Genomic DNA, 16,574 nt, shown 5'->3' on the forward strand with positions numbered 1-16,574 from the left:
CCGAGGAAACTCCATGCGCGAGTTCAAGATTCCGCTGCCGATCGCCCGCACGGTGCTCGACCCGGTGTTCCGGGTGACACTCAACGCACGGCTACCGGTCGCGGTGCAGCGTTTCCTGCTCGACGCGGTCTCCCGGCTGCAGTTGGTGCCCGACGGTTCCGTCGTGCAGCAGCTGCAGCTGGGTGGGCGTCCCGCCGAGCGGGTGATCGCCGAGACCGCCATTCCGGGTTCGCGAACCCGGGCGGTGCCCCCAGAACGTGCCGCGGGCGCGATCCTGTACCTGCACGGCGGCGGCTACGTGGTCGGTTCGATCGCCACGCACCGTTCGCTGGTGGCGGGCCTGGCGCGCGAGACGTCCTGCGCGGTGTATTCGCTGGACTACCGGCTGGCGCCGGAGCACCCGTTCCCGGCCGGGCTCGACGACGCCGAAGCCGCGTTCCTCGATCTGGTCGGCAATGTCGGCTACCGGCCCGATCAGATCTGTCTGGCCGGCGACTCGGCGGGCGGCGGGCTGGCGATGGCCCTGGCCCAGCGCCTGATCGAACGCCACCACATCACGCCCGCCGCACTCGGCCTCATCGCGCCGTGGGTCGACCCCACCGAGATCCCGAGCAGGGACCGCGACCTGGTGATCAACCGGGCGTGGTCGCGCGCGTGCGCCGCCCACTACCTGGGCGACGCCGCCGCGACCGAAGCGGGCTACGCCCCGCTGGCGGGAAACCTGATCGGCCTGCCGCCCACCTACGTGCAGGTCGATGTGAGCGAACTCCTCCACGATCAGTGCCGCACGCTCGTCGGTGCCCTGCGTGGAGCGGGCGTGCACGTCCGCTTCACCGAAACCCGCGGCCTCTGGCACGTCGCGCAACTGCAGGCCGCGCTGGTCACCGAGGCCGCGCTGGCGCTCAGCGAACTCGCGGAATTCCTGCGAGAAGCAATTCAGCCGGTGTCGATAGACGATTTACGATAAGGGCTGGTGACGGGCGAATCGTGGCGGCGATATCGCCGCCCGCTCGAACGTGTCGTAGATTACTGGCGAGTAGAACCCACTGGAAGGGCACAGATGCGAGAGTTCGAAGTTCCGGCTTCCTACACCATCCCGGACGACGCGAACAATTCCGACAACGTCTTCCGTTTCGGCGAGGAGTCGCCGAACACGGTCTTGTTCAACGTTCCGAACGGCAGCGGCGGCTGGAACGATGTCACGGCGGCGCAGTTCGCCACGGCCGTGACCGGCGTCGCCAAGGGCCTGATCGCCTCCGGCATCGAGCTGGGCGACCGCGTCGCGATCATGGCGGCCACCCGCTACGAGTGGTCGCTGCTGGACTTCGCGATCTGGGCCGCCGGTGGCGTGACCGTCGCGATCTACGACAGCTCGGCCGCCGAGCAGGCCAAGTGGATCCTGCAGGATTCCGAGACCAAGCTCCTGGTCGTCGAGAACGACAAGCACCTCGCCACGATCGACGAGATCGAAGCCGGTTCGCTGCCCGCACTGGCGCAGACCCTCCAGATCGACAAGGGCGCCATCGACACGCTCATCGAGCGCGGCGCCGAACTCGACGACTCCGTCGTGCACGAGCGTCGCAAGCAGGTCGGCGCGGCCTCGCCCGCGACCCTGATCTACACCTCGGGTACCACCGGTCGCCCCAAGGGCGTCCAGCTGACCCACGCGAACCTGTGGGCGGAATCGCGTTCGGGTGGCATCGAGCTCAGCGCGTTCGTCTCCGAGGGCCAGAAGACCCTGCTGTTCCTGCCGCTGGCGCACGTGTTCGCCCGCGCCGTCGCGCTGATCGCCTTCGATTCCAAGGTGACCATCCGCCACAGCGCGGACTGGACCACCCTGGTCGAGCAGTTCGGCGACTTCAAGCCCGACTTCATCCTCTCGGTGCCGCGCGTGTTCGAGAAGGTGTTCAACTCCGCCAAGCAGAAGGCGCACGACGGCGGCAAGGGCAAGATCTTCGACGCCGCCGCGGAGACCGCCATCGCCTACAGCACGGCGCTCGAGACCAAGGGCGGCCCCGACCTGCTGCTCAAGGTCAAGCACTTCGTCTTCGACAAGCTGGTCTACAGCAAGCTGCGCGCGGCCCTCGGCGGCCAGTGCCTGGCCGCTGTCTCCGGTGGCGGCCCGCTGGGCGCGCGCCTGGGCCACTTCTTCCGCGGCGCGGGCGTGACGATCTACGAGGGCTACGGCCTCACCGAGACCACCGCCGCGTTCACCGTGAACACCCCCGCGTTCATCCGCGTCGGCTCGGTCGGTCGCCCGATCCAGGGCCACGCGGCCAAGATCGCCGAGGACGGCGAGCTGCTGCTCAAGGGCTCGGTCGTGTTCGACGGTTACTGGGGCAACGCCGAGGCCACCGAGGAGGCGTTCGAGGACGGCTGGTTCAAGACCGGCGATCTCGGCGCGATCGACGCCGACGGCTTCATCACCATCACCGGCCGCAAGAAGGAAATCCTGGTCACCGCGGGCGGCAAGAACGTCTCCCCCGCGGTCCTCGAGGACTCGCTGCGCGCGCACCCGCTGATCAGCCAGGTGATGGTCGTCGGTGACGGCCAGCCCTTCATCGGCGCGCTGATCACCCTCGACCCGGAGGCCCTGCCGGGCTGGAAGGATCGCCACGGCGTCGCCGCCGACACCTCGATCGAGACCCTGATCGAGAACCCGGCGCTGGTCGCCGAGGTGCAGGCCGCGATCGACGAGACCAACAAGAAGGTCTCCAAGGCCGAGGCGATCAAGAAGATCCGCATCCTGCCGGTCGATTGGACCCAGGAGACCGGTGAACTCACCCCGAAGATGTCGCTCAAGCGCGCCGTCGTCATGAAGCAGTACGCGGGCGAAGTAGACAAGATCTACTCCTGATCCACGCGAACGAAAGGCCGGTTGCGCTCTCGCAACCGGCCTTTCGGCTGTTCAGAAGCGCTGCGCCGCGAATTGTGCCGCGGTGACAGTCATTCCGTTGACGCTGTAGAGGGTGTGTAGGGCGTTGGGCTGGCCGAGCGGGGAACCGTCGCAGATGTTGTCCGAGGGGATACACAGGTCGATGGTCTTGTCCTTGTAGGGCGCACCGACCGAGACCGTGGGGGCGTCCGCGTCGCGCATGAACCGATCCGACGGCTTGCCGAACAGCACGACCGCCGCGACGTGGTCGGCCACCGCGGGCGCCATCGGTTCGGGCAGGTACATCTCGTACTCCGGGGGCACGCCCGCAGGCACGCCGACGCCGGTCGCGAAACCGGCCAGCGCCGCGCCCTGTGAGTATCCGCCCAGGACGATCCGCGAGCTGGGGCAGTTCGCCACGATGTACTCGATCCGCCGCTGCGCGTCACCGATCCCCTGCACGACGGTATTCGCGAAGGCGAGCCGGTCGGCGAAGTCGCTGCTCGCCGGGTAGTCGACGCCGTAGGAGCCGACCGATCGTCCGCCCGCGTTCGCGCGCAGCGCCTCGAGGAAGGAGATACCGGTCAGGCCGAGTTCGCCGCCGGGCTCGGCGGTGCCGCGAGCGAACACCACCTCGACATCGGAACAGGGCGCGGCGGTGGCGGAGTGGGTGGGCGATACCAGGGGAATCGCGGCTGCCAACAAGACTGCAGACACGAATCGCGAGAAGGAACGTGCTGTCATGCCGCGCAGACTACCGACCGCGACTGTTCATCATCGCCGCGCCTCGCCCGGCACGCCGTGCCGACGGCGACCGCCCCGGCGTTCAGGCGGGGATCGACTCCCGCGATCGCAGTACCCACAGGCCCGCGATGCCGATGGCCAGATCCGCCGTGATCTCGAATAGTGCCGCGAACCAGGAGAATCCGGTGACCCCGGACGCGGGGGGAGCGTTGATGAAACTGTCGCTGAGTGGGCCGAACCAGTCCGGCAGCAGGTGCACGATCGTGAAACCGACCGCGCTCGCGAAGCCGATGAACACCGCCGCGCGCGGGGCCGCCGGATGACGGCGGAACACCAGGAACACAGTGAACAGGGCGAACAGGAGTTGCAGGGTGCCCAGCGCGTTCACCAGTGCTGACGTGGCGTCCATGCCGCGGCGTAGGTGGTCGGCGCCGTGGACCAGGAGAGCGACGGCGAAGACCGCCGTCGTGGCGCGCAGTGTCGATTCCGGTGTCGTCTCGGTCATCATGTCTCCTGCCGAGGGGGATCTCTTCTACTACACAGCGTAGTTTCAATGGGGGGTGAGCGGAAGATATTCGGCCGTCACAAATCCATCACCGGCGTGAATCGACCACGACGTAGGCTCGAGACCATGGCGTTCTTGCGGGCGATGGCCGGGATCGTGGCCGCGGCACTGGTACTCGGTGTGGCGGAGTTGATCGCGGTGTTCACCGGGTCCGGGAGCGCGCCCGCCTATGCACTCGGCGCGACCGTGGTCGACCACACTCCCGACGGGGTCAGGGAGTGGGCGATCTCGACCTTCGGTACGAGCGACAAAGCCGTGCTGTTCGTGTGCATGGGCATTGTCGCGGTGGTCGTCGCGGGCCTCGCGGGAGTCGCGGAACGGACGGCCCGACCGATCGGGTCGGTCGCGTTCGCGGTTTTCGGAGTGGTCGCCGCTGTCATCGGCGCCGCGAGAGTCGACGGATTCGCTGGTGCGCTGCCCGCGCTGATCGGCACCGCCGCCGGCATCCTCGCGCTGCGGGCACTGACCAGGCGCATCGACGACAGCGCCGATTCACCGCGAGCGACGACGGAACCCGTTGCGCCACAGCAGGCAGCCGGGCGGCGGCGCGTGCTCGGGGGCATCGCGGCGACCGGGGTGCTGGCCGTCGGAGCCGGGCTCGCGGGACGGCTGCTGGGCGGTGCGCGCCATGATGTGACGGCCGAGCGCGAGACCGTCGAATTGCCAACGGCCACAACACCGGTACCAGATCTCCCGCCGGACGCCGATCTCCGGGTGCCGGGACTCACCTCGTACATCACCCCGAACAGCGACTTCTACCGGATCGACACCGCGCTGATCGTTCCCCAGGTGTCCACCGACTCCTGGTCCCTGCGTATCCACGGGATGGTCGACCAGGAGATCACCCTCACCTGGGACGACCTCCTTCGCCGCACCCCGGTCGAGCGCCTGGTCACGCTGGCGTGTGTGTCCAATCCGATCAACGGCGACCTCATCGGCAACGCCCGCTGGCTCGGCTACCGGCTCGACGAACTCCTCGCCGAAGCGCGACCGCACCCCGACGCCGACATGGTGCTGTCGCGGAGCAAGGACGGCTGGACCGCGGGCTCGCCGCTGTCGGTCCTCATCGACGGCCGCGACGCCCTGCTCGCCATCGGCATGAACGGCGAACCCCTCCCGGTTCGGCACGGCTACCCCGCCCGCCTCGTCGTGCCCGGTCTCTACGGTTACGTCTCCGCCACCAAGTGGGTCACCGAACTCGAGGTCACCCGCTTCGACCGAGCCACGGCCTACTGGACCCGCCGCGGCTGGTCGGCGCAGGGACCGATCAAAACCGGCACCCGCATCGACACCCCGCGCGGACGCGGCCGAATCCCGAAGGGCCGCACGGTGATCGCCGGGGTCGCCTGGGCCCAGCATCGCGGCGTCACGGGCGTCGAGGTGCAGGTCGACAACGGCGACTGGCGCCCCGCCCGCCTGTCCACCGAGGTCACCGTCGACACCTGGCGCCAGTGGACCTACGACTGGGACGCCACCCCAGGCCAGCACACCGTGCGCGCCCGCGCCCTCGACCCCACCGGCCCCCAAACCGCCGTCTCCCAGGACGTAGTCCCCGACGGCGCCACCGGCTACCCCACCTTCACCATCCAGGTGAACTGAACGCGCCTGCCCGCCACAGACGAACATGACGGGCAGGCGATTCGAGCACGCGATCAGGCCGACGCGTCGACCTTCTCCGGTGCGGCGGCTTTCGCGGCGGACTTGCCGTGGCCGACGAACAGCGCCGAGGCGATGACGCCGATGACCAGGATGGCGGCGGGCAGCAGCATCGACTGGGACAGCGCGGTGCTGAATTCGTCGATGATCTGCGGCGGGAGCGGGCCGGTGGCCGCGCCCTCGCCGACCGGGCCGGTGTCGCCGAGCCCGTTGGCGGTCAGGCGAGCGGCGATCAGAGCGCTGATCGCGGCGCTGCCGAGGACCGAGCCGACCTGGCGGGTGGTGTTGTACACGCCGGCGCCCGCACCAGCTTGGCTGACCGGCAGGTTGTGGGTGGCGGTCGAGGCGAGCGGTGCCCAGATGCAGGCGTTGGCCAGGCCCGCGACGGCGGCGGCGACGAGGAACCAGATGATCGACGAGTCCGGGCTCATCAGCGCGCTGAAGCAGGTCACCGAACCGGCGAACAGCACGAAGCCGATCGTCGGTAGCAGCCGGGGCGGCAGCTTGTCCGACACCTTGCCGATGAACGGCGCGGTGAAACCGGTGATGATCGCCATCGGCGCGAAGATCAGCGCCGACGTCGTCGGCGTCATCTCGCGCACCGCCTGCAGGTAGAAGTACGACGGCACCATCATCGAGGTGACCGCGGCGCCCATCGCGGCGATCGCCAGGTTCGAGAGCGCGAAATTGCGATCCCGGAACAGGCTCAGCGGCACCAGCGGTTCGCCCTTGTTGCGCGCCTGGTTGATCACGAACACCACCAGCATCGCCACGCCGAAGCCGATCAACAGCCAGATCCGCAGCGACCAGTCCTGCGAATTGCCCTCCTGGATACCGAAAACCAGGGCGAGCATGCCGACGCCGCTGAGCAGCACACCGACGAGGTCGAACTTGTGGTCACTGGTCGACAGCGTGGGCACCAACCACACAGCCAGGCCGAACGCGATGATGCCGACCGGCACATTGACGAAGAAGATCCACTCCCAGCCGAGGTTGTCGACCAGCACACCGCCGAGGATGGGGCCGACCAGCGTCGCCAGCCCGGCCACACCACCCCACAGACCCATCGCGGCGCCGCGCTTGTCCGGCGGGAAGGTGCGGGTGATCACGGCCATCGTCTGCGGGGTCATCAGCGCGGCGCCGACGCCCTGGGCGGCGCGGGCGGCGATCAGCATGCCGATGCTGCCGGACAGGCCGCACCACAGCGAGGCGGCGGTGAAGACCGCGAGGCCGATCAGGTAGATGTTCTTCGGCCCGAATTTGTCACCGAGCCGACCGGTGACCAGCAGCGGAACCGCGTAGGTGAGCAGGTAGGCGCTGGTGACCCAGATGACGTTGGAGATGTCGGTACTCAGGTCGGTCATGATGGCCGGATTGGCGACCGCGACGATCGTCATATCCAGCAGGATCATGAAGAACCCGACTACCAGCGCGAAGAGCGCTAGCCACGGATTGCGTTGGGTGGTCATCGAATTCGTTCCAATCGAGGGAGAAGGAGTCAGCTTCGGGCGGCCCGATGGGGCCGGGGCGCGGCTTCGGGGGAATCCCCACTCGGCCATTCGTGAGCGTGATCGTCGGTGATCCGTTCGCCGGTGTCCGGGTCGTACTGCTCCCACGGCACGGCGCCGCTGCCGATTTGGGCGGCGAAGTCTTCGATCCACGTGATGTCGGCCTGGATGGTGGCGAGAATGTATTCCAGGACAACGAAATACCGTCGCGGGATGTCGCGGCTGCGCGCCCAGTCGAGCAGCACGTCCATGTCGGCTCGCGTCCGAGTCAGGGACTCCACGCGCGCATCGAGCAGTGCGACAACCTGCTCCTGCGGGAGCGTGTGTGCCTCGGCCAGCGCCACCCGGAAGATCGGATACTCCTGCACCGGCGTCCGCAGCAGATCGGCGATCCGTTCCCGCAGCGCGGTACGCCCGGACTCGGTGATCCGATAGGTGGTCCGCTCGGGCCGATTACCGGCCCGGCCGATCCCCTCCGCCGCCACCATCTCGTCGTCGGCCAGCCGGCCGACCACGTGATAGAGCGACCCGGGACGCACCTTGACCAGCAGATCCTCCCGCCGGGCGATCAGCAGTTGATACATCTCGTACGGATGCATCGGCCGCTCGTCGAGCAAACCGAGCACCGCGATAGCCAGCGGCGTCAATATCGCCCGCGCGGTCTGCCCCACCCCGCCACCTCCGCATACTTCACTGTTCCAGTCCAAATATTCCACTAGGAATATACGGAGCGGAACAGTGCTTGACAAGACAGCGACGACGATGTCGAGTAGCGCGCTACCCACGACACGGCGCACGGGCCGGCTCCACAGTGGTGATCTACCCCGCCAGATCCCCCACCTAGGAGCACCTCATGTGGACACCTCGACCAGCGATCGCCGCGCTGGCGATCGCTGTGTGCACCGGACTCGCACTCTCGTCGGGCGCGAGCCCGGCAGCCGCCGGCCCGCTGCCGAACAATGCCATCGCGATAGCCGCCAAGGAGGTCGCGGGCCCCGTGGCCAAGCGGCTCGGCCTCAGCAAGTTCACGACGCGGATCGAAAGCCTTTTCCGAGCACAGGCAAAGACGCTGACGCCGGTCATGGAGAGTTCCGACCTGGCGAAATTCAAAGCGGAATGGACTGCCTTCCAGCCGAGGAGGCCGCTGGCCGCCGAAGTCGTGCCGGTGCGGCGACAGCTGCCGAGCGCTTACGAACAGGCAGGCCGACTACTGTGCGGTACCGCGGTGGACCTGCTCGGCAACCTCGACCGAGTGAGCTGGGATTTTCTGATCGATCAGGTCAACGGGCAGATCACGACACAGCACCCACTCGGCAAGAGTCTGGCGATCTACGCCGAGCTCGACGATATCCACCAGAAGTTCCGCAGCGGTTGCTACTGCGCCGCGACCGCCGCGCTGGCGGTCTTCATCGCGAAGGAGCGCTACTGCGAGCAGTGAACGGCCCCGGCGCCGCTGCCGGTGATCGCGCCTCAGAGGGCGTGGGCGTCGAGCCAGGCGCGGGCCGCCACTGCCGGATCGGTGCCGGTGTCGACCTGGCCGACGAGGTCGGTCAGGTCGTCGGTGGTCAGTTCGCCCGCCACGTAGTTGAGTTTCTTCAGCTGTTGGCGATCGAAGATTCCGCTGCGGTACAGCGCGACAACGCGCTGGGTGCGGGCGCTCTTCTCGGTTGTCGCGCCGTGGGTGTCGGCGACGCGCGGGTCCGTGCCATCTGCCGCATCCGATACCGAGATTCCCTGTGGGAGAGACGAATTGAGGGCCGCGACCACTTCGTCGGGGGTGCGCGCCGGGGAGGACGGGTTCCAGCGGTCGACGAGGGCGCCGTTGCGGGCGGGCAGGACCGCGATGCGACCGGCATCGAGATCGGCCAGGGGGGTGGACGATCCGGTGACAACGGTGGAGTCGGTGCCCGCGCGTTCCAGTGCCTGGGAATAGATCTCGGCGAGCAGAACTGATTCCGTGGTCGAATCCCCGCCGACTACGACGACCGGACCGGTGTCGTCCCCGCTGCAGGAAATGGTGCCGAGAGCGCAGGTAGCGGCCAGGATCGCGGCGGCGGTTCGACGCACGACGACCGAGTACATCCGGCGACACCAACTTTCCGTATTTGCCGTCAACCCGCGCAATTCGGCCCGACGGCGGGCAGTATGAACTACCAGAATGTACCTGTGGCCCCCGGGTCGCACGCACAGCGCACTGCCCGCCTTTGCCGGAAGGACATCAGTGAAAACCGACTCCGCCTCCTCCTCACCAGGACACCGTCGACCGGCACGCCGCCTCGCGATGCGGGCGGGCAGGGTCCTGGTCGCCGCGGTGGCGCTGGCCGCCGCCATGATCGCCTCCGCCTGCGGCAACAGCGATCCGCTCGCCGCCAAGGGCGATTGCACGAGCGACGCGCTGATCGTCGGGTCGGCCAACTTCCCCGAGTCCGAGACCGTCGCCAATATCTACACCGAAGTGCTGCGGATCAACGGTTTCAACGTCGACACCAAGTTCGACATCGGCTCACGCGAGGCCTACATCCCCGCCCTGCGCCAGTGCGCGATCTCGCTCATCCCCGAATACACCGGCAACCTGCTGCAATATCTCGACAAGGACGCCACGGCCACCGCCGCGCCGGAGGTGAACGCCGCGCTCACCAAGGCGCTCGGCGATGACCTCGCCATCGCGACGCCCGCCCCCGGCGAGGATTCGGACGCGGTGGTCGTCACCCGCGCCACGGCCGACAAATGGAACTTGAAGTCCATCGCCGACCTCGCGCCGCACTCGGCCGAGGTGAAGTTCGCCGCGATGGCCGAATTCGCGCAGCGCCCCGGCGGACTCCCCGGCTTGAAGAAGAACTACGGCCTCGACATCACCGACGCCAATTTCGTGCCGATCGCCGACGGCGGCGGCCCCGCGACGGTGCGCGCGCTGGTCGAGGGCCAGGTCACCGCGGCCGACATCTTCACCACCTCACCGGCGATCGCGCAGAACAATCTGGTCGTCCTCGCCGATCCGAAGCACAATTTCGCGGCCCAGAACGTGGTCCCGCTGTTCAATGCCGCGAAGAAGTCCGACAAGGCCGTGGCCGTGCTCGACGCGGTATCGGCCAAACTCACCACCACCGAACTGATCTCGCTGAACACGGCCGTCTCGGGCGATGCCAAGATCGAACCGAAGGCCGCCGCGCTCGCCTGGATCACCGCGCAGGGGCTGAACTCCCCTATCGGCTAGGCGCCGCGCCTCGAGGAGAATCTCCATGTCCGACATCGAATTCCGCGGTATCGACAAGACCTATCCGAACGGCACGCACGCGGTGCGCGAGCTGAACCTGCGCATCGACTCGGGATCGTTCACCGTGTTCGTGGGGCCCTCCGGCTGCGGCAAGACCACCTCGATGCGCATGATCAACCGAATGGTCGACCCCACCGCGGGCACCATCACCGTGGACGGTCGCGATATCGCCACGGTCGATCCGGTGACACTGCGCCTCGGTGTCGGCTACGTGATCCAGAGCGGCGGACTGCTGCCCCACCGCAGGGTGGTCGACAATGTGGCGACCGTGCCGATGCTGCTCGGGCAATCACGCAGGGCCGCCCGCGCGGCGGCACTGGAGGTGATGGACCGGGTCGGTTTGGATCGCGAGCTGGCGCAACGGTATCCGGCGCAACTGTCGGGCGGGCAGCAGCAGCGGGTCGGGGTGGCGCGCGCACTGGCCGCCGACCCGCCGGTGCTGTTGATGGACGAGCCGTTCAGCGCGGTGGACCCGGTGGTGCGGGCGGAATTGCAATCGGAGATGCGGCGGTTGCAGTCCGCGTTACACAAGACGATCGTGTTCGTCACCCACGATATCGACGAGGCGATCACCCTCGGCGACAAGATCGCGGTGTTCGGGCGCGGTGGCATGCTGCAGCAGTTCGACCCGCCGGAGCGCGTATTGGCCCAGCCCGCAACAGATTTCGTAGCCGGATTCGTGGGAAGGGATCGCGGCTACCGAGGACTGTCGTTCCGCAGCGCGGACGCTGTCACACTGGCCCCGATTCGCACGATCGACGCGGACGGCATCGCCGCATTGCGGCTCGACCAGGGTGAGTGGGCACTGGTCGTCGACGAACTCGGCAAGCCCGGCGGCTGGATCGACGTCACCGGCGTGGAGCGCGTGCGCGCCGGAAAACCCGTGGCATCCAGCGTTTCCGCGGGCGGCTCGCTGTTCACCCCTGACAGCGATCTCCGCCAGGCACTGGACGCCGCGATCTCCTCGCCGTCGGGAATCGGTGTCGCCGTCGACGCGGCGGGGGCGGTGCGCGGCGGGCTGCTCGCCACCGATGTGCTGACCCAACTCGCCGCGCAACGCGAAGCCGAGGACTCCGAACGCAATCAGGAGTTCTTCACCCAGGGCACCGCGTGAGATATCTGATCGACAATTTCGCCGAGGTCATGGCGATGACCCGCACCCATCTGGTGCTCGCGATGGTCCCGCTGCTTCTCGGCCTTCTGCTCGCGGTCCCGATCGGCGCGCTGGTGCGAGGAACCCGCTGGGCCCGACGGTTGGCCATCACGCTGTCGAGCGTGGCGTACACCATTCCGTCGCTCGCCCTGTTCGTGATCATTCCGCCGCTGCTCGGCATCTCGATGATCGACCCGCTCAACGTGATCATCGCGCTCACCGTGTACTCGACCGCGCTGCTGGTGATCGCGGTGCCGATGGCGCTGGATACGGTGCCCGCCGAGGTGATCAGCGCCGCCGACGCGATCGGGTTCGGCGGGTTGCGGCGCACCGTCACCGTCGACATGCCGCTGGCGCTACCGGTCTTCACCGCCTCTTTGCGCGTGGTGGTGGTGACCAATATCGCGATGGTGTCGGTGGGCGCGCTGATCGGCGTCGGCGGGCTCGGGAAACTGTTCACGCAGGGCTATCAGCGTGACTACCCCGATCAGATCGTCGCGGGCATCATCGTCACCCTGGTGCTGGCGCTGATCTTCGATCGCCTGGTGTTCCTGCTCGGGGCGCTGGCGACCCCGTGGACCAGGGCGCACGCGAGCGGGACGCGCTCGTGAACCTGTTCCTCGAAGCCTGGAACTACCTGAGCGACAGCGCCAACTGGGGCGGCCCCACCGGCATCGAACATCGACTGCTGCAACATCTTTGGTACAGCTTCCTGGCGGTGGCGTGCTCGGCGGTGATCGCGGTGCCGCTCGGGTCGATCATCGGGCACACGCGCCGCGGCAGCGCGGTGATGGTCGGTTTCGCCAATGCCATGCGGGCGCTGCCGACGCTGGGTCTGCTCACGTTTCTGGTGCTCGGCCTCGGTCTCGGCCTGATCCCGCCGCTGCTGGCGCTGATCACCGTCGGCATTCCACCGCTGCTGGCGGGGGCGTACGCGGGGATCGCGAACGTGCCCGCCGATGTCGTCGACGCCTCGCGGGCGATGGGAATGACCGAGCGTCAGATCCTGTCGCGGGTCGAGGTGCCCAATGCGCTGCCGGTGCTGCTCGGCGGGTTGCGCAATGCCACGTTGCAGGTCGTCGCCACCGCGACCATCGCGGCCTACGTCAACCTCGGCGGGCTCGGCCGCTACATCTTCGACGGGATCGGGCTCTACCGCTACGACCTGGTGCTGGTCGGTGCGCTGTTGGTCGCCGCGCTCGCGCTGGTGCTCGACGGGCTGCTGGCGATCGCGGTGTGGGCGAGCGTGCCCGGCACCGGCCGGCTCACCCGCGCACCGGCGGACCCCACACGATCCTCAGTCGTCACCGAGTAGTGCTCGCAGCTGCGGGTCCTCGGCCAGAACGTCCAACATCCTGGCACGTTCCCTGGCGCGCTGGGCGTTGGCGTGGATCCACTCCTGCGCCGCCTGCACCATCGCCACATTCACCGAAACTCCCGTAGCCGCCGCGGCGGCCGCGAGTTGCTCGGCGACGTCTTCGGGAAGGTGAACGGCGATGGTGGTCATCGTTCGATGATCCCAGACAACGCGACAGCGCCCCCGTTCCGGTGGGAACGGGGGCGCTGTCAGCGAGAGAGATCAGGCGACGCCCTCGGCACGCGCGGCCTGCGCGACGGCCTCGGCCACAGCCGGAGCAACGCGCGGATCGAGCGGGCTCGGGATGATCTTGTCGACGGCGAGCTCGTCGGCGACGACGCCGAAGATGGCGTTCGCGGCGGCGACCTTCATGCCCTCGGTGATCCGGCGGGCACCCGCGTCGAGCGCGCCCTTGAACACGCCGGGGAAGGCGAGCACATTGTTGATCTGGTTCGGGAAGTCGCTGCGGCCCGTCGCCACGATCGCCACGTACTTGGCGGCCACGTCGGGGTGGATCTCCGGGTCCGGGTTGGACATGGCGAACACGATCGCCTCCGGCGCCATCGAGGCGATGAGCTCCTCGGGAATGGTGCCCGCGGACAGGCCGAGGAACACATCGGCCCCGGCGAGCGCCTCGGCCGCGCCGCCGGTGAGACCGCGCGGGTTGGAGCGGGCGGCCAGGTCGGCCTTCACGCCGTTGAGACCGTCGCGACCGGCGCTGACGATGCCCTTCGAGTCGAGCACGACCACATCGGGGACGCCCGCGGCGATCAGGATGTCGGCACACGCCACACCGGCAGCACCGGCGCCGGAGACGACGACCTTCAGCCCGGACATGTCACGGCCCTGGACCGCGGCCGCGCCCTTGAGGGCGGCCAGCACCACGATGGCGGTGCCGTGCTGGTCGTCGTGCATGACCGGGCAGTCCAGCGCCTCGATGACGCGGCGCTCGATCTCGAAGCAGCGCGGGGCGGAGATGTCCTCCAGGTTCACCGCGCCGAAGCTCGGACGCAGGTGGATCAGCGTCTGGACGATCTCGTCGGGATCGGTGGTGTCGAGCACCAGCGGGATCGAGTTCAGCCCCGCGAACTTCTTGAACAGCGCGGCCTTGCCCTCCATCACGGGCAGCGAGGCGCGCGGGCCGATGTCGCCGAGGCCGAGCACGGCGGTGCCGTCGCTGACCACGACCACGAGCCGGTCGGTCCAGGTGTAGGTCTTGGTGAGCGCGGCGTCCTCGGCGATCGCCCGGCTGACCTGGGCGACACCCGGGGTGTAGGCGATGGACAGATCGCGCTGGGTCTCGAGGGGGGCGCTGAGCTCGACAGACAGCTTTCCACCGAGGTGACCCGCGAAGATCTCCTCCTGGGTGATCGCGGCGAGGCTCGCTGCGTCATCGGCCTTGGGTGCCGCGGTGGCATTCGGTGCGTCAGTCACAGGTGACACGATTTCACTCCTGCTCGAATCGGGCTCAACCGGGGGACGGTTACCGCCGGGTACATCGGAACTACGGATTTCTGGTGCGCCGGATTGCTACGACGCCGGGTCGCTACGACGCTCATCGGGTGCGCGACCGCACGCGTTTCGCGGTAGCAACCGGTACACGTGGCGCGGCACTGATCCGCCGAGCGGAGCCGGACGGGTGTGTCCGGGCGAGCAGAACGGGTCGACCAACGCTGCGACGGTGCGTCGCACGGCGCATGGTCGCCGATGTCCCCGAACCCGGCGGTGGCAAGGGAAGGGAATCCGCAACATTCTGCCAGCACGATGCGTCGATTGCCAAACCGCGTCACGGGTCGAGCGTAGTCGGGCCGAATTGCCGTGGCGTAAGCGAAAACTCGCAGCACATCGGGAACATCCGGTGAACTTTCACACCGCGGCGGGGGTGGCCGCGGTGAGCTCGCCGTCGAGCGGGGGCGACCATTGCTCCCGGCGCACCCACACCTCGTCGAGCCCACCACAGCGCAGCCGGACCAGCCAATCCGAGTGCGCGGCGGGGTGGTCGATGCGACGGTGGATGCCACGGCTCTCGGCGCGCAGCAGCGCGCTGTAACCCGCCCACCGGGCGACGGCGAGGAGGGCGGCCGCCTGGCGGGCCCGCAGCTGTCCCACCCCGAGACCGCCGAGATCGAACTGGGCACCGGGCCACATCGCGTCCAGCTCCGCGATGCTGTCGCCGAGACTGCCCGCGCTGCGCCGGTAGCTGCGGCGCAGCGGCAGCGTGTGCTCCTGCACCAGACCGATCACCGAACGCGGATCGATGTGGGAGTGGGGCCCGAGACCGACTCCGGGTACCGGACGCGCACTGCTCGACCGCTCGTTGGCGACCGCGAACGCGGCGGCGCCCTGCCCCGCCCAGCTACCGGAGGCCAGCGCCCATGCGCCGTTGAGGCCGCCGCAGGCGCCCGCCGCACCGGTGACGATCTGCCTGCCGGTCGCGTCGCCCGCGCCGAACAGGCCGCGGACCGTCGTCGCGCAATCCGCGCCGGCGAGAGCGAGCCCGCCCGCGCCACGGATGGTGCCCTCCAGTACCGCCCGCACCGGCACCCGCCCGGCGGCGTCGACCGCGCCGTGTCTGCTCAACCAGTGCCGGACGGTGTCGGGCACTTCGCTCAGAGCCGCGAAGACCCGCCGACCGTCCGCGATCGCGGTGAGCGCGGCCGGGTGCCGGTCGGGCAGTTCGGCGCCCGTTTCGTCGTAGAGCGCCGCGAAATGCACCGACAGACCCGGCGCGACCGCCGGATGCGGATGGACGCGCGACAGCACCGGCGCCAGACCGTAGGCGCTGGAGAATTCCATCCCGCACAGTTCGGCGCCCGCTTCGGCCGCCATCAGCAGACCCTCGCCGGTGCTCACCTCGGTGCCCGCGCCACCGGACAGGAAGGCGCAGCCGCCGGTGGCCACCACCACCGCACCCGCGCGAATGGTCCACGGCCGGAACTTGTTGTGGCGCTGTACCCCCGCCGCCCCGACCACAGTGCCCGCCGGATCCACGAGTAATTGCAGCGCCGAATGATGATCGAGAATGCGCACGCCGACCTCGAGCGCGCCACGACGAAGCCTGCGCAGGTAGCTCGCGCCGTCGAAGTGGACCTGCGCCGGGTCGCCGTGCGGATCGGGTACGCGATGGCGGGTCCCCGACCAGGTCAGCAATCGCTGGTGGGTCTCGTCGACCACGCGCAGCAGCCACTCGCGATCACCGAGCTTGCCACCGGCGACGAACTCCTTCTCGACCGCCTCGGCACGGCCCGGACCGGGCGGAATATCCCAGAGCACGGTCGTGCCGTACATCGTGGGACCGCTGGAGCCGCAGCGACTCTTGTCGACCAGCGTTACCCGCGCACCCATCGCCGCGGCGGAGAGGGCGGCCCAGAGTCCGGCGGGTCCACCGCCGAGTATCAAGACATCGGTTTCGATGCTGGTCACACGGTTAAGTATTCGGGCA

At 68.6% G+C, this 16,574-nt stretch carries 16 protein-coding genes; 8 read left to right on the forward strand and 8 right to left on the reverse strand.

Annotation, left to right across the window (positions count from 1 at the left end; all coding sequences use genetic code 11):
• The first annotated feature begins 13 nt into the window (after window positions 1-13).
• Both NA12_RS16000 and NA12_RS16005 read left to right on the forward strand, forming a co-directional pair.
• Window positions 14-967: an alpha/beta hydrolase gene (locus NA12_RS16000; protein ID WP_067451056.1), complete on the forward strand. Its 954-nt coding sequence runs from the start codon at window positions 14-16 to the stop codon at window positions 965-967.
• A 93-nt stretch (window positions 968-1,060) separates the two neighbouring features.
• Window positions 1,061-2,857, forward strand: coding sequence for an AMP-dependent synthetase/ligase (locus NA12_RS16005; RefSeq protein ID WP_067451058.1), 1,797 nt, complete (start codon window positions 1,061-1,063; stop codon window positions 2,855-2,857).
• A gap of 51 nt (window positions 2,858-2,908) precedes the next feature.
• On the opposite strand, the gene NA12_RS16010 is transcribed toward NA12_RS16005, so the two are convergent.
• Window positions 2,909-3,619, reverse strand: coding sequence for a cutinase family protein (locus tag NA12_RS16010; protein WP_067451061.1), 711 nt, complete (start codon window positions 3,617-3,619; stop codon window positions 2,909-2,911).
• An 82-nt stretch (window positions 3,620-3,701) separates the two neighbouring features.
• Window positions 3,702-4,124, reverse strand: a complete 423-nt coding sequence (locus NA12_RS16015) for a hypothetical protein (RefSeq protein ID WP_243654717.1) — start codon at window positions 4,122-4,124, stop codon at window positions 3,702-3,704.
• A gap of 126 nt (window positions 4,125-4,250) precedes the next feature.
• On the opposite strand from NA12_RS16015, the gene NA12_RS16020 reads away from it, so the two are divergent.
• Complete coding sequence (locus NA12_RS16020; RefSeq protein ID WP_067451067.1) at window positions 4,251-5,783, forward strand: molybdopterin-dependent oxidoreductase; 1,533 nt, start codon at window positions 4,251-4,253, stop codon at window positions 5,781-5,783.
• Between the two features lie 53 nt (window positions 5,784-5,836).
• Here the strand turns inward: NA12_RS16020 and NA12_RS16025 are convergent, their stop codons facing one another.
• Window positions 5,837-7,309, reverse strand: coding sequence for a DHA2 family efflux MFS transporter permease subunit (locus tag NA12_RS16025; protein WP_067451070.1), 1,473 nt, complete (start codon window positions 7,307-7,309; stop codon window positions 5,837-5,839).
• Window positions 7,310-7,338: 29 nt separating this feature from the next.
• Entirely contained in the window at window positions 7,339-8,019 is a 681-nt protein-coding gene (locus NA12_RS16030) for a PadR family transcriptional regulator (RefSeq protein WP_067451073.1), read from the reverse strand.
• 182 nt (window positions 8,020-8,201) lie between these two features.
• On the opposite strand from NA12_RS16030, the gene NA12_RS16035 reads away from it, so the two are divergent.
• Window positions 8,202-8,786, forward strand: a complete 585-nt coding sequence (locus NA12_RS16035; RefSeq protein ID WP_132369680.1) for a hypothetical protein — start codon at window positions 8,202-8,204, stop codon at window positions 8,784-8,786.
• A gap of 32 nt (window positions 8,787-8,818) precedes the next feature.
• Here the strand turns inward: NA12_RS16035 and NA12_RS16040 are convergent, their stop codons facing one another.
• Window positions 8,819-9,430 (reverse strand): type 2 periplasmic-binding domain-containing protein, encoded by a 612-nt coding sequence (locus NA12_RS16040; protein ID WP_067451079.1) that lies wholly within the window; start codon window positions 9,428-9,430, stop codon window positions 8,819-8,821.
• A 199-nt stretch (window positions 9,431-9,629) separates the two neighbouring features.
• On the opposite strand from NA12_RS16040, the gene NA12_RS16045 reads away from it, so the two are divergent.
• The 4 genes from NA12_RS16045 to NA12_RS16060 are packed head-to-tail and all read left to right on the forward strand — an operon-like array spanning window position 9,630 to window position 13,090.
• Entirely contained in the window at window positions 9,630-10,562 is a 933-nt protein-coding gene (locus NA12_RS16045; protein ID WP_067451082.1) for an ABC transporter substrate-binding protein, read from the forward strand.
• Window positions 10,563-10,587: 25 nt separating this feature from the next.
• On the forward strand, window positions 10,588-11,736 hold the full coding sequence (locus NA12_RS16050; RefSeq protein ID WP_067451085.1) for an ABC transporter ATP-binding protein: 1,149 nt from the start codon (window positions 10,588-10,590) through the stop codon (window positions 11,734-11,736).
• On the forward strand, window positions 11,733-12,386 hold the full coding sequence (locus NA12_RS16055) for an ABC transporter permease (protein ID WP_067451087.1): 654 nt from the start codon (window positions 11,733-11,735) through the stop codon (window positions 12,384-12,386). The genes NA12_RS16050 and NA12_RS16055 overlap by 4 nt, the downstream gene beginning before the upstream one ends.
• The gene (locus tag NA12_RS16060) at window positions 12,383-13,090 is read left to right on the forward strand and encodes an ABC transporter permease (RefSeq protein WP_165914775.1); all 708 of its coding nucleotides are present in this window, start codon (window positions 12,383-12,385) and stop codon (window positions 13,088-13,090) included. The genes NA12_RS16055 and NA12_RS16060 overlap by 4 nt, the downstream gene beginning before the upstream one ends.
• Here the strand turns inward: NA12_RS16060 and NA12_RS16065 are convergent.
• From NA12_RS16065 to NA12_RS16075, 3 genes are all read right to left on the reverse strand, one after another.
• Window positions 13,073-13,282 carry a ribbon-helix-helix protein, CopG family gene (locus NA12_RS16065; RefSeq protein ID WP_067451092.1) on the reverse strand — a complete coding sequence of 70 codons (210 nt, stop codon included), beginning with the start codon at window positions 13,280-13,282 and terminating at the stop codon, window positions 13,073-13,075. The two genes, NA12_RS16060 and NA12_RS16065, sit on opposite strands and share 18 nt — an antisense overlap.
• Window positions 13,283-13,354: 72 nt before the next feature.
• On the reverse strand, window positions 13,355-14,575 hold the full coding sequence (locus NA12_RS16070) for an NAD(P)-dependent malic enzyme (protein WP_067451095.1): 1,221 nt from the start codon (window positions 14,573-14,575) through the stop codon (window positions 13,355-13,357).
• 423 nt (window positions 14,576-14,998) lie between these two features.
• Window positions 14,999-16,555: an FAD-dependent oxidoreductase gene (locus tag NA12_RS16075; protein WP_067451099.1), complete on the reverse strand. Its 1,557-nt coding sequence runs from the start codon at window positions 16,553-16,555 to the stop codon at window positions 14,999-15,001.
• Window positions 16,556-16,574: the final 19 nt, after the last annotated feature.

This window comes from Nocardia alba NBRC 108234, from assembly GCF_001612665.1.
Lineage (GTDB): Bacteria > Actinomycetota > Actinomycetes > Mycobacteriales > Mycobacteriaceae > Nocardia > Nocardia alba.

Bases quoted from the DNA above. Each gene is read 5' to 3' on its own strand.
- NA12_RS16000 (WP_067451056.1), top strand. From the start codon at position 14: ATGCGCGAGTTCAAGATTCCGCTGCCGATCGCCCGCACGGTGCTCGAC.
- NA12_RS16005 (WP_067451058.1), top strand. From the start codon at position 1,061: ATGCGAGAGTTCGAAGTTCCGGCTTCCTACACCATCCCGGACGACGCG.
- NA12_RS16010 (WP_067451061.1), bottom strand. From the start codon at position 3,619: ATGACAGCACGTTCCTTCTCGCGATTCGTGTCTGCAGTCTTGTTGGCA.
- NA12_RS16015 (WP_243654717.1), bottom strand. From the start codon at position 4,124: ATGACCGAGACGACACCGGAATCGACACTGCGCGCCACGACGGCGGTC.
- NA12_RS16020 (WP_067451067.1), top strand. From the start codon at position 4,251: ATGGCGTTCTTGCGGGCGATGGCCGGGATCGTGGCCGCGGCACTGGTA.
- NA12_RS16025 (WP_067451070.1), bottom strand. From the start codon at position 7,309: ATGACCACCCAACGCAATCCGTGGCTAGCGCTCTTCGCGCTGGTAGTC.
- NA12_RS16035 (WP_132369680.1), top strand. From the start codon at position 8,202: ATGTGGACACCTCGACCAGCGATCGCCGCGCTGGCGATCGCTGTGTGC.
- NA12_RS16040 (WP_067451079.1), bottom strand. From the start codon at position 9,430: ATGTACTCGGTCGTCGTGCGTCGAACCGCCGCCGCGATCCTGGCCGCT.
- NA12_RS16045 (WP_067451082.1), top strand. From the start codon at position 9,630: ATGCGGGCGGGCAGGGTCCTGGTCGCCGCGGTGGCGCTGGCCGCCGCC.
- NA12_RS16050 (WP_067451085.1), top strand. From the start codon at position 10,588: ATGTCCGACATCGAATTCCGCGGTATCGACAAGACCTATCCGAACGGC.
- NA12_RS16065 (WP_067451092.1), bottom strand. From the start codon at position 13,282: ATGACCACCATCGCCGTTCACCTTCCCGAAGACGTCGCCGAGCAACTC.